The following is a 12,441-nucleotide window of genomic DNA, read 5'->3' on the forward strand; positions in this document are numbered from 1 at the left end:
CAATCCCTTTTCTGTTAATGGTTTCCGAAGAAATTTTCCTACCTTTGTATTCTAACTACAAACCGTGCTATCGTCTTTCTGACATTGAGCAGGAAGAAGGAAAGTCTGGACAGCGTAGAGCAACGCACCACCTAACGGGTGGGACTATTTCCTTGAAATAGGACAGCCAGTGCCACAGAAAATAACCGCCTGTGCTTCGGCACAGGTAAGGGTGAAAATGTGGGGTAAGCGCCCACGGTGTAGACAGGTAACTGTTTATGCGGGTAAACCTTGCGTGCTGAAATGCCATGTATACGGTCGATTGAGGGCTGCTCGTCCGATGACCGAGGGTAGGCAGATACAGGCGGTGTGTGAACATCGTCGTAGATAAATGGTAGCAGCTCCCCGGCTTGCCGGGGTTCACAGAATCCGGCTTATAGGTTTGTAGTTTTCTTTTCTTTCACTGTATTGCTAATTTCAGGATATCCTCTTAACTTCAATTTCTCCTAAAACTTTCTCCTATGGACCAAAGAGACGAACGAACTTGGGCCACCATTTTGCATTTAGCAGGTATAGCCGCTTTTATGTTATTTAAATGGGGCTGGGCAGGTAATATCATACTGGTGCTGGTATTATGGCTGCTGAAGCGCAACGATTCTGCTTACATAGAACAACAGGGTAAAGAAGCCCTTAATTTTCAAATTACCATTAGTCTGGTATCAGTTGTGCTGATAATAATCGGTTTCATTACCACAGGTATCCTCATGTTGGGCGCTTCCATGATTGGATTTTCCGGCGCAGGATTCAACGTTATCGGATGGATGGGGCTCTATGGTATACTGGGTATTTGCAACATCGTGTTCTCCATTATAGCTGCCGTGAGTGCGAGTAAAGGAGAGAATTACCGTTATCCTTTCGCTATCAGATTAGTTAGATAAAAACGCTCTTTTCCATTGTCCCTGGCCAGCGGACAGGGACAACGAAAAGCAAAAAAGAGGGAGTGACGTTTACGACGTCACTCCCTCTTTTTTGATACAACTTCTTTTTATATTTTAGTCAGACACGTTTTAATTCTTCTTAACAGGCTTCATTTTAGCCTTGTGTTTTTTCGGCTCTACACGGTCGCCTTTAATGGTAGCAGCCAATTTTAGTGCCTCATATGCGTTTATAATACCGCCGGTAGCAGAGAGATCAGCGAAGTTAATTTCTGTATCCTCTGTACCTGGTTTGTTGACCAGGGTAGTACCGTCAGGCAGGGGAGTAGCGCTTTTCTCCAGTACAAATTTCAGTTGTTTAGCACTGAGGTCTGGGTAGTAAGACAAAACCAAGGCTGCAACGCCTACTACCACAGGAGCTGCCATACTTGTACCGCTGGCAGCACCGTATTTATTACCTCCAGGGATGGTAGAATAGATCTGTACACCAGGAGCAAAGAGATCTACTTCTTGTTTACCATAATTGGAGAAGTTAGCTACTTTATCTTTTCCTCTGCCATTGCCGATTGCGCCTACGGTGATAAAGTTCGTAGCCTTTCCGCCGGAGAGGAAATTAGGATTAGGGTAATTCGGGATGGAGTCATTGTTTTGACCGTCATTACCTGCGGCATGCACCAGCAGTACGCCTTTCTGTTCTGCGTATTTCACGGCTTCATCCACCCAGTCTTTATGTGGGGAATAAGGCTTACCGAAGCTCATATTGATGATCTGTGCGCCGTTGTCTACTGCATAACGAATGGCGAGGGCAACGTCTTTATCGCGCTCATCTCCATCTGGAACGGCTTTCACCGCCATGATGCGCACATTATCTGCAATCCCTTCAATACCAGTTTTATTGTCGCGCACCGCGCCGATGATGCCAGAAACGTGAGTACCATGGAAGGCGAAAGTACCCATCACATCGTTGTTACCGTATTTACGGTCGTTGATATCATTGAAGTTATCGCCTACAATCTTTTCTCTGTTGGCGTTAGGCATTATTTCAGTGCTTTCCGCCTTACGTTTCAGTTCATTCAGGTATTCGTCAAATTCGGATTTGAATTCGTTGAAGGAGTCTGGAAGCTCATCGCCAGCGCTTTTCAGCAGTCGAGATACGAAATTGCGCGCCAGCAATACATCCTGGTTAGTTGTTTGGATACTATCTATCTGACCGAGTGTGAAGTTATCCTGGTGAAGGTAATTCTTCAGGATAGTTTCGCACTTGGAGAGGTTGTCGGACAGCTTGGACATGGTTTTATAAGAAACCTTGTACTGGGTAGCAGGCTTCTCTACTTTAGCTTGTAGTTTCAGCCAAATAGCATATTCTTTGGAATCTTTTGCGAGTGCGGAATCCGGATTGATATATTGCTGTTTGAAACGATAGTATTCGCGGGTTGCTTCGTCAGAGTCTTCTTTCAGGCTGGCGCCATTCTTGGCTCCGAGGAAGTTCCATCCATGAATATCATCGATGTAGCCATTACCGTCATCATCTTTGCCATTGTTGGGTATTTCCCGGCGATTGGTCCATAGCACAGGCTTCAGATCCTCATGCGTGGTATCAATTCCAGAATCAATCACTGCCACAATAACTGGGGTGCTTTTTTTGCCTTTCAGCAATTCTTTGTAGGCTTTTTCAGTAGCGGTGCCGTAAACACTGTCTGTTTCGTAACTCAACAGATGCCAGTTTTTGGGCACTGGGGTTTTGGATTGTGCAATGGTTTTGGTACTAAACGCAGTCATCAGAGCTACACAACCGGCCACGACTGCTGCCTCTCGACTAAACAATTTCATGATCAACATTTTCCCGTAATAAGTATAAAATAATCTAGATAAGGTTAAAGGTAGGGAAAAAAGCGGGATAACATTAAATATAAATGATAAGTGCGTAATGGGGTAGTTGACTGGTTATAAATAGCTGGAATATGATATTTCTAATAGAATATATATTAATTAATTGTATAAAGTAAGACGAAATCTACCCTATAATCGATTTAGCAGGAAGTAACGATTACAGCCGTAGCACAAACGTTGAATATGAATATTCAAAAATTAGTTTCATATTTATGGTCTGAAGAGTATTTGATAGCATCCTTGCTATCAGGTATTTTTCTCATAAGCATGGTTTCCGTTTAACGAAAAGCGGGGTTCTCTAGCCTCGCTACTATTTTTGAAATCATGGAACGTCGATGTATGTAGAAGCGCAGTAGCGCAAAGATTTTGTCAACCGCTTTTAAAAATCTGATCGGGCAGTAACACCTGAAATGAAATTAAAAGCTCCGACGCCTGGCGTCGGAGCTGCGATCCAAAAAGGTTTTTCTATAACTATAAGTCGAACTTAATACCTTGTGCCAGCGGCAGTTTGGTAGAGTAATTTATAGTGTTTGTTTGTCTTCTCATATACGCTTTCCACGCATCAGAGCCACTTTCGCGGCCACCACCGGTTTCTTTCTCCCCACCAAATGCACCACCGATTTCAGCACCGGAAGTACCGATGTTTACATTGGCAATACCGCAGTCGGACCCCGCTGAAGAGAGGAATTGTTCTGCCTCTCGGAGGTTGAGGGTCATGATGGCAGAGGATAATCCCTGTGGTACATCATTCTGCATATGAATCGCCTCTGTGAGGGTCTCATATTTCATCACGTAGAGGATCGGCGCAAATGTTTCATGCTGCACGATATCGTAGATATTTTTTACTTCCGCGATGCAAGGCTTTACATAGCAGCCGGAGGAATATTCTGGACCATCCAGTACGCCGCCTTTCACGAGGAATTTACCACCTTGTTTGTGTACCTCCTCGATACTCTGCAAATAAGCGTTTACAGCATCCCGATCAATCAGTGGACCCACATGGTTGTTTTCATCCAGCGGATTACCAATACGTAGTTGTCCGTATGCTTTGATGAGTCGCGCTACAAACTGATCATATACTTTCTCATGAATGATCAATCTGCGGGTGGAGGTACAACGCTGGCCCGCAGTGCCTACCGCGCCGAATACGGCCCCAATGAGCGACATATCCAGGTCTGCGTGTTCTGAGATAATAATGGCATTGTTGCCGCCCAGTTCCAGTATTGCGCGGCCAAGGCGTGCGCCCACCGCAGCGCTTACGGCCTTACCCATGCGAGTAGAACCAGTAGCGGACAAGAGTGGTACACGATGATCAGAAGCCAACCATTCGCCCGCATCGCGGCCGCCGGTGAGTAGGCAGCAAACGCCTTCTGGTACGTCATTGGCAGCAAATACGGCCTCGACTATACGTTGACAAGCAAGAGCAGTTACCGGTGTTTTTTCAGAAGGCTTCCAGATGCAGACATTTCCGCAAACCCATGCAAGCATAGCGTTCCAGCTCCAAACTGCTACCGGGAAGTTGAAGGCGGAAATAATACCTGTAATACCCAGTGGGTGCCATTGCTCGTACATCCGATGGCCAGGACGTTCAGAATGCATGGTGAGTCCGTGCAGTTGACGAGAAAGACCCACTGCGAAATCGCAGATATCAATCATTTCTTGTACTTCCCCTAACCCTTCCTGGAGGCTCTTTCCCATCTCGTAAGACACGAGTCTCCCTAAATCATGTTTATGTTTACGAAGTGCTTCCCCTATCTGGCGGACCACCTCACCTCGACGGGGAGCAGGCCACTGGCGCCATGTTTTAAATGCTTCGTGTGCAGTTGCCACTACCGCATCGTAGTCTTCTTTACTAGCGGATGTTACAGCAGCAATCACTTTCCCATCCACAGGGGAGGAGGAAGTAATAACGGCGCCACCACCTGGCAGCCAGTGCTTTCCTGTACTGACGCCACTTTGCTGAGCGGTGATACCAAAAGATTTCAGAGTCTCTTCCATAATATTTTTTGTTATACGCCTATAGCGAATAAGAAATTACGACATTTTTTCCGTTTGGGTAGTGTAGGTACTTTCGAAGATTTTATCCGCATTGCCGGCTTCGAAACCCTCTCTGCGATGTTCCCGCTTCACCGCATCGGCGGTCAAATTAGCGAATTGCGGCAATACCCTACGCTCGGCAAATTCCACATAGGAACCAGCGATCTTGTACTCGTCGCCGCCCGCGAAAGTGGCCGTCAGCATTTGCGCCACCGTTGCACTTTGCAGTAAATTCCCATCCGGACTGGCTTTAATCTTTCCACCAGCATCATTCAATACAAATCCATGTTTTTCCAGAAACTGGTTGAAATCCGCGATGGTATTATATCCTGTAGGAAGATTGTGAACACTAACTGTAAAATGGTTCAGGTAATAACGATTATAGATAACCCATGCAGCATACTCACTTTCGGCAGCAAGTGTCTTGAAATCCGCGAGGGTAGGCGTTCTCCATAAACCGCTATGCAAGAAAGTATCCACTGCTTTACTATCATCCAGGTTCAGGGCATTTACCGGATCCGTAGTCACTTCATCGGTATAGCTGTGGATGATTTCCTGTGCACGGGCACTCAGATCCTTCACACGCAGCTCAGAAATGAAGATACGCGGGTATTGTGGCGCTGGTGGCGCATACCACCAAGCATCCAGTTTCTTACCGGCAAAGTAATAATGATCTTTTTTCGTATAGCCGTAATGGAGAAATATCTTCTCTAGGGATTGTACGCCCAGGTGGGGCACGCCCATCGTACGAAACGCAATATGATCGTTTTCAATGTCGGCCGCCTGATGAATTATTCCTTCAGCTATCATCGTCTGGATAACTGCCGCTACATCCGGAACACGTTCCTGGTAACGGCTCATCAGGCCATTCAAAATCTCACTCAGCATGGTGGTATTATTAGTTGTTATAGTAGGATGCAAACCTGTTGGCAATCAGATCGCTGAAAAGTACGTCTTCCTGACGAACGAATCCCTGTTTAGGTAAAGCTCCTTTCGTATGTAAATCAATCACAGCACAAGCGGCACCGGCGGTAGTCAACTGTATAGCGGTAAAATCCTTTCCACTAATCTGTTGGTTATAGATCTTACGGGAGTAGGAACGCTGTACGGAGCGGCCATTGACCATACCGGAAACAGAAACGAATACCAGTACCACATCTTGCGGGGTGAAAGGTATGCTATCCTCCATTATTTCCTTCAGCATTGCTCTTTTTTTATTCAATTTTAACTCATTCAATAAAATCTTCATAAGATTGCAATGGCCAGGATAGCGAACCGTTTTATAGTCCAGGTTATAGACTTTCCCGTCCAATATTTCTGCTAGTGCAGAGAGCCCGCCAGAGGTATTAAAAGCCTCATATTCCACGCCATCCAGGGCAAATTTCTCATATCCTTCCATCGGCATGACCTCTTTTCTTACACCTTCATGAATGGCATCGCAGGGATTGCAGTATTCATTGATCAGGCCATCCGTGCTCCAGGTAAGGTTATACATGAGGCTGTTGGTAGGGAATTGTGGCAGGGCGCCTACGCGGAGGCGAACGCTATCCAGGGAATCGAATTGTTTGGCGATATCAAATGCTGCAATGCTGATGAATCCGGGAGCGAGGCCACATTGTGGCATGAAGCTCACGCCGGCTTTGCTGGCAATTTCACGGATGGCATTGGTAGTGGCCACATCTTCCGTCAAGTCAAAATAATGGGTGTTGGTTTGGGCTGCCGCAGTGGCAATTTTAACATTCAGGAAGAAAGGCGCGGCGCTAAGAACGATATCTTGTTCCTGCAAGGCATTTTGGAGAGCATTGGCATCATTTACATCCAGCAGCAGTGGCTTTACACCGGCAGATACATGCTTTTCCAGCATGTGCGGGTTACTATCGGCCATTGTTACTTGGTAATCGCCGGACTGTTGTAATAGGAATGCGGCTGTTTCGCCGATTTTTCCGGCGCCGATGATGGTGATCTTTTTCATGTGTCGATGGAATTGGTTTATATATAAAAAGGCTTCTAACGTACATGGCTATACGAAAATGAATGCATAAAAGCAGGAAGCCTGCATGCACCATCGTGTACGCATGTACGTAAGTAATCAATCTGCACCATGCAGACTGCCACTAAGATTCTGGAAATAAAAAGAGGGTAACCCCGTTAGCCATTAAGGCACGTGGGAGCAAGTGCTCCGTAGATAGGAGAGAAGAGAAAGCTGTATGTTTAACAGATAGTTCATTCTATCTGGCGAATATAAGTAAAATTGTGCAACAAAAAAAGCGTGCTGTATTTCTGCAGCACGCTTTTTTATCAATTGAATGATACTAATATTGTTCGTTATCGTTGGGGAAGTCTTTGGACTTCACATCTTTAATATATGCCTGTGTGGCATCATAAATTTCTGTGTACAGATCCAAGTAGCGACGTAAGAAGCGAGGTTTAAAATCCTTGTTGATACCCAGCATATCGTGCATTACCAGCACTTGACCGTCTACATATTTTCCGGCGCCGATACCAATGATAGGGATGTACAGTTCTTCGGCTACTTTTTTCGCTAATTGTGCGGGGATTTTTTCCAGTACAATGGCGAAGCAACCTGCATCCTGTAACAGCTTAGCATCATTGATTAATTTGGCAGCTTCCGCGTCTTCTGTAGCGCGAACAGCATAGGTGCCGAATTTATAAATAGACTGAGGCGTCAGGCCGAGGTGCCCCATAACGGGAACGCCTGCACTGATGATACGTTTTACAGATTCAATGATTTCTTCGCCACCTTCAATCTTGATACCATGTGCACCGGTTTCTTTCATGATACGGATGGTAGAATTCAAGGCTTCTTTGGAATTACCTTGATAGGATCCGAAAGGCAGATCCACTACTACAAAGGAGCGTTTGATAGCTCTTACAACCGACTGTGCATGATAGATCATTTGGTCTAGCGTAATAGGCAGGGTAGTTTCATGACCAGCCATCACATTGGATGCAGAGTCGCCCACCAGTAGAATGTCCGTTCCGGCATCATCCAGAATACGCGCCATGGAGTAGTCGTAGCAGGTAAGCATGGAAATACGCTCCCCGTCTACCTTCATCTTCTGTAATACATGCGTGGTGACACGCTTGATTTCTTTATTGACAGACATAAGCAGTAAGCATTTGCTTTCCGCAAAGGTGGGGATATAAAAAATAAAACGGAAATGTTTTTTATATAAGGCTGGTAGTGGCAGCAATTTCCGCGTGAAGTGCATGGATCAAGCCATCGGCCAGACCAATTTTAGGAACAAAAATTTCGGCAGTATCGGCCCAGCGCATCACATTGATATAGATCTGTAATGCGGGTACAATCACATCTGCACGATCTTCCCGAAGATTATAGATATGTATGCGTTCTTCTACGCTGAAGCTGGCGAATTCCTTGTAATAATCCTTCAGTGTTTCGAGGGAGAGCGGTTTGCCTTCTTTGCGTTTGGAGAGGGAAAAAACCTTGTTGATATTACCACCGGATCCAATGGCTACCATAGGACCAATGCCGCGAAGGTTAGATTTAAGAAAATCTTTCAACTGTTGCCAGGTACTGTCTGGTACTTGGCTATGGAGTAACCGAATGGTACCGATATTGAAAGATTCTTTGAATATGAGTTGTTTATTGCTAAACAGGGTGAGCTCGGTACTACCACCACCTACATCGATGTAGAGGTAAGATTTGGTATTATCCAACTGTTCCGCTACATGGTTTTCGTAAATATAGGAAGCTTCTTCCTGGCCGCTGATGATCTTGATATCGATGCCTGTTTGGTTACGTACTTCCTGCAATAGCTCTGGGCCATTGATGGCATCGCGCATGGCAGAGGTAGCACATGCTTTCAGGTATTTTACCTCATAAACATCCAGCAGCAGTTTGTAGGCGCGGATGGTGTCCAGTAAGCAGACTGCTCTTTTTTCAGATATTTTTCCGGTATCAAATACATCAAAACCCAGACGCAGCGGTACTCTTACCAGGTTTACCTTGGTAAAATCCATTGCCCCTGTACGGTTGGGAGAGGCCTCTGAAATAAGGAGCCTCGCAGCATTTGATCCAATATCTATCGCAGCTAACTTCATCTGAACGCGTTAATTAAGACGCAAAAATAATTATTTTTCTCTTCCTCTAAAAAACAATACCAGCAATTGCTTACTGGTATTGTTTTTCTTGTAGATATTTTAGGATTTCTACCTGGGATCGGATTTTTTTATCGCCTTCTCGGTAGTATTCGTTTTTCTGTTCATTATCCAGTATACGTGCTTTTACATTTCCGCTGAGCTGGATTTTCATGATTTCATACAGCTCTTTTCGTATAGCCGGGTCCGTAATTGGCACAGCAGCTTCTACCCGATGATCGAGGTTGCGGATCATCCAGTCGCAAGAAGCAATGTATACTTTCTCCTGTCCGCCATGGTGGAAAATAAACACCCTGGCATGTTCCAGGTATTCGTCCACGATGCTGACAGCATGTATATTCTTCTTCCACTTTTTATTCTCCGTATAGGCGCAACAGATACCTCTGATCACCATTTTAATATCCACACCGGCTTTGGCGGCATCGTAGAGCTTAGCGATCAACACGGCGTCAGATAAGGAGTTCATCTTAATGATGATACTCGCTTTCTTTTTATTGCGGGCATTTTTGATTTCGCGGTCTATCAGTCGGAGGAACGTGTTGCGCATGTTCAGCGGACTAACCGGCAGCGTTTTACAGCCTTCCAATAATTTGATATCGTGTCGACCATTTTCCAGGTAGGCAAAGATCTTATTAATATCTGCCATGATAGCGCGGTTGGCGGTGAGTAAGCAGTGATCGCCGTATACGCGAGCGGTTCTTTCATTGAGGTTACCGGTGCTGACAAATCCGCATTGAATTGTTTTATTGCCAATACGTTTTTTAATCACGCATAACTTGGCGTGTATTTTCATATTGGGAATGCCCAGCAGTACTTTAACCCCTTCGTCTTCCAGACGTGCTTTCCAGTCGAGGTTGGCCGCTTCATCAAATCGAGCGCGGAGTTCCAAGATGACGGTTACATGCTTCCCATTGCGTGCGGCATTGATGAGGGCATTGACAATTTTAGAATTCCTAGCTAGGCGATAAGCAGTCATCTTGATGCTGGAAACATTCGGATCGATAGCGGCTTCCCGCAAGAGATCTATGATGATATCAAATGAATGATAAGGGAAATGCAGCATTACATCCTGTCTTTGCACGACGTGCATTACACTGCTAGCATTCAGGAAGAGGGGATGTGTAAAAGATTTGCGATGAGAATGTGGTGGAAAGATGGTTTCCGGGAAGTCCATGAAATCCTTAAAGTTGTGGATACGAGCGCCGGGGATCAGGTTATCTTTTCCGGAGAGACCGAGGCGGCGGATCAGGTATTCCAACAAGAGGGGATCGATGTCCTTATCGTAGACGAAGCGTACTGGCTTACCTTTACGGCGGTCTTTCAATCCTTTCTCAATCTGATGAATGATACTGTCGGCAATATCATTATCGATATCCAGTTCTGCATCGCGGGTTACCTTGATGATATGGGAACTGAATTTGTCGAAGCCGAAGTAAGAGAAGATATTAGGGAGACAGAATCTCACGACATCTTCCAGCAAAATGATATCATGTTCGCCTGGTTTTGCCGGCAGGATGATAAACCTTGGTAGGACAGAAGGAATTTCGATCAGGGCAAATTTCTGCCCGATGCTATTATCCTGTCGGGCAAGTACTACGGCCAGGTAAATGGATTTATCACGCAGAATAGGAAACTGTTGAATACTTTCAATCATCAGGGGAATGATATTCGTTCTTACCTGTTCGTTGAAGTAGTTCAGTACAAATTTCTGTTGTTCTTTATTCAGTTGTTTTTCTGTGCGCAGGAAGATATTTTGTTCTTCCATTTCAACTGCGATCTCCTTCCAAATTCTGTCAAACTCCCTTTGTTGTTCCATTACGATAGTCTGAATGGAGTCAATAATTTTTCCGGGGTTTTCTTCAAGGTGCATTTTGACAGCGGATTTTCCGAAGGAGAGCATGCGTTTCAGGGTAGCAACACGTACGCGGAAAAATTCATCCAGGTTGTTGGAGAATATTCCAAGAAAACGGATCCTTTCATAGATGGGGACCGTTTTATCTCCAGCTTCCTGTAGTACTCTTGCATTGAATGCCAGCCAACTGACATCCCTTGCAATCATTTTCTTTTTCTCCGCAGGAGCCTTTTTGCGGGTAACTTTTTTTGGTATAACTGCTGTGGGCATTGTCATAATATCCAGGTTCTCACTCTTCTGCAAACGCATACGGACTTTTTTACATTCAAAAATTCACAAATAGATGTGCGATGTTACGGTTTTAGATCTAATGTAGGCATTAAATTAAAGTTAATGAAAACCGTTGAGATAAAATCAATATTCCTATTGTTGTTTAGGATTGATTCGCTAAGTTATAGCAGTAGATGATCAGCAAGAAATGGAATAGTGAAATACCATGGAAACTTATCCAAGAAGCAAAAGGAGCAACCTGGTGACAGTCGATAATAAGATAAATTATTTGCTGGTAGGAATGATGCCAGGTTTTTGATGGCGGTTTTTATTGTAGATCGGAAGAGCGATAAGGCTCACAAAGCCCAGTACTATTACCAGGATCGTTTGCACTACCCAGATGATCCAGCCAAAGGCGAATCCGATGACTTTATTGATACCGTAGAGTTCCAGTGTTTTCTGTACCAGTGTTTGGTAGGCGCCGATACCGCCGGGGGTAACGATCATGCCTATACTACCGATCACCAGTACTGCCAATGCAGCGGGGATACCGAGGTGCGTGGTTTCAGACAGGCAGTAGAATCCGATATACACCTGAGAGAGGTAGCAACACCAGATGAGGATTGATTGGAAGATGAACGCCCATTTGTTTTCCATTTTGCCGATGGAGAGAATGCCTTCCATCACCCCACGGGCCAGGCTTTTAATGGTAACAGCAGCTTTAGATCGGGCGAATTTTTTCAGCAGCCAGATAGTGATACCTATTGCAGCGGCAAGTATCAGCAGTAATACGAGTAATTGTACAAAATTGGCGTTCGCTATTTTGTTGCCGATAGGGGTGAGAATATCGCGGTTTACATAGCTACCGAGTACTTCTACTTGCGTGAGTACGGTCAGGGCCATGAGTAAGATGAGGCAGAGCATATCTACTGCTCTTTCGGCGATCATCGTACCAACGAGTTTATCAGCAGGGATTTTTTCGTATTGGGCTAGGATACCACAGCGGGTAACTTCGCCGAGTCGAGGAACGGCAAGATTAGCGAGATAGCCTACCATCACCGCAAAAAGGGTATTGAGGGTAGTGGGTTGGTGACCCAGTGGTTTCATGAGTAATTTCCATCTGGTAGCGCGGAACCAGTGGCTGGCAATACCGAGTATGACTGCGGGGATTACCAGCCAGTAGTTTGCGCGATGGAATGCCTGATTCATCTGATCCCATTCTTCGGGTGTCAGGTCTTTGGTAACTAACCAGATGAGGAGTACACCTATGCCGAAAAAACAGATAAACTTAATGAGGTTCTTAAGTGCTTTAGGCATATTGGCGATAGTTTAGGG

At 45.2% G+C, this 12,441-nt stretch carries 9 protein-coding genes and 1 other RNA gene; 2 read left to right on the plus strand and 8 right to left on the minus strand.

The window, feature by feature from the left end; translation table 11 throughout:
* Positions 1 to 54 precede the first annotated feature (54 nt).
* Positions 55 to 432: RNase P RNA component class A (gene rnpB / locus JO154_RS14170), an RNA gene on the plus strand.
* A gap of 68 nt (positions 433 to 500) precedes the next feature.
* Entirely contained in the window at positions 501 to 917 is a 417-nt protein-coding gene (locus JO154_RS14175) for a DUF4870 domain-containing protein (RefSeq protein WP_291946574.1), read from the plus strand.
* Positions 918 to 1,046: 129 nt separating this feature from the next.
* On the opposite strand, the gene JO154_RS14180 is transcribed toward JO154_RS14175, so the two are convergent.
* The 8 genes from JO154_RS14180 to JO154_RS14215 all read right to left on the minus strand — a co-directional run bounded on the left by JO154_RS14180 (position 1,047) and on the right by JO154_RS14215 (position 12,423).
* Entirely contained in the window at positions 1,047 to 2,744 is a 1,698-nt protein-coding gene (locus JO154_RS14180) for a S8 family serine peptidase (RefSeq protein ID WP_291946576.1), read from the minus strand.
* Positions 2,745 to 3,275: 531 nt separating this feature from the next.
* Positions 3,276 to 4,802, minus strand: coding sequence for an aldehyde dehydrogenase family protein (locus tag JO154_RS14185; RefSeq protein ID WP_291946578.1), 1,527 nt, complete (start codon positions 4,800 to 4,802; stop codon positions 3,276 to 3,278).
* 36 nt (positions 4,803 to 4,838) lie between these two features.
* Complete coding sequence (locus JO154_RS14190; RefSeq protein WP_291946580.1) at positions 4,839 to 5,729, minus strand: DUF1338 domain-containing protein; 891 nt, start codon at positions 5,727 to 5,729, stop codon at positions 4,839 to 4,841.
* Positions 5,730 to 5,739: 10 nt separating this feature from the next.
* Entirely contained in the window at positions 5,740 to 6,813 is a 1,074-nt protein-coding gene (locus tag JO154_RS14195; protein ID WP_291946582.1) for a saccharopine dehydrogenase C-terminal domain-containing protein, read from the minus strand.
* A gap of 340 nt (positions 6,814 to 7,153) precedes the next feature.
* A complete protein-coding gene (gene panB, locus JO154_RS14200) occupies positions 7,154 to 7,969 on the minus strand; it encodes a 3-methyl-2-oxobutanoate hydroxymethyltransferase (RefSeq protein WP_291946584.1) in 816 nt (271 codons plus the stop codon).
* 61 nt (positions 7,970 to 8,030) lie between these two features.
* On the minus strand, positions 8,031 to 8,927 hold the full coding sequence (locus JO154_RS14205) for an exopolyphosphatase (protein WP_291946586.1): 897 nt from the start codon (positions 8,925 to 8,927) through the stop codon (positions 8,031 to 8,033).
* 70 nt (positions 8,928 to 8,997) lie between these two features.
* Positions 8,998 to 11,145 (minus strand): polyphosphate kinase 1, encoded by a 2,148-nt coding sequence (gene ppk1, locus JO154_RS14210; RefSeq protein WP_291946588.1) that lies wholly within the window; start codon positions 11,143 to 11,145, stop codon positions 8,998 to 9,000.
* A gap of 246 nt (positions 11,146 to 11,391) precedes the next feature.
* The gene (locus JO154_RS14215) at positions 11,392 to 12,423 is read right to left on the minus strand and encodes a lysylphosphatidylglycerol synthase transmembrane domain-containing protein (protein ID WP_291946590.1); all 1,032 of its coding nucleotides are present in this window, start codon (positions 12,421 to 12,423) and stop codon (positions 11,392 to 11,394) included.
* Positions 12,424 to 12,441: the final 18 nt, after the last annotated feature.

It is taken from the genome of Chitinophaga sp. (assembly GCF_019236475.1).
GTDB lineage: Bacteria > Bacteroidota > Bacteroidia > Chitinophagales > Chitinophagaceae > Chitinophaga.

Bases quoted from the DNA above. Each gene is read 5' to 3' on its own strand.
- JO154_RS14175 (WP_291946574.1), top strand. From the start codon at position 501: ATGGACCAAAGAGACGAACGAACTTGGGCCACCATTTTGCATTTAGCA.
- JO154_RS14180 (WP_291946576.1), bottom strand. From the start codon at position 2,744: ATGAAATTGTTTAGTCGAGAGGCAGCAGTCGTGGCCGGTTGTGTAGCT.
- JO154_RS14215 (WP_291946590.1), bottom strand. From the start codon at position 12,423: ATGCCTAAAGCACTTAAGAACCTCATTAAGTTTATCTGTTTTTTCGGC.
- ppk1 (WP_291946588.1), bottom strand. From the start codon at position 11,145: ATGCGTTTGCAGAAGAGTGAGAACCTGGATATTATGACAATGCCCACA.
- JO154_RS14190 (WP_291946580.1), bottom strand. From the start codon at position 5,729: ATGCTGAGTGAGATTTTGAATGGCCTGATGAGCCGTTACCAGGAACGT.
- JO154_RS14195 (WP_291946582.1), bottom strand. From the start codon at position 6,813: ATGAAAAAGATCACCATCATCGGCGCCGGAAAAATCGGCGAAACAGCC.
- panB (WP_291946584.1), bottom strand. From the start codon at position 7,969: ATGTCTGTCAATAAAGAAATCAAGCGTGTCACCACGCATGTATTACAG.
- JO154_RS14205 (WP_291946586.1), bottom strand. From the start codon at position 8,927: ATGAAGTTAGCTGCGATAGATATTGGATCAAATGCTGCGAGGCTCCTT.
- JO154_RS14185 (WP_291946578.1), bottom strand. From the start codon at position 4,802: ATGGAAGAGACTCTGAAATCTTTTGGTATCACCGCTCAGCAAAGTGGC.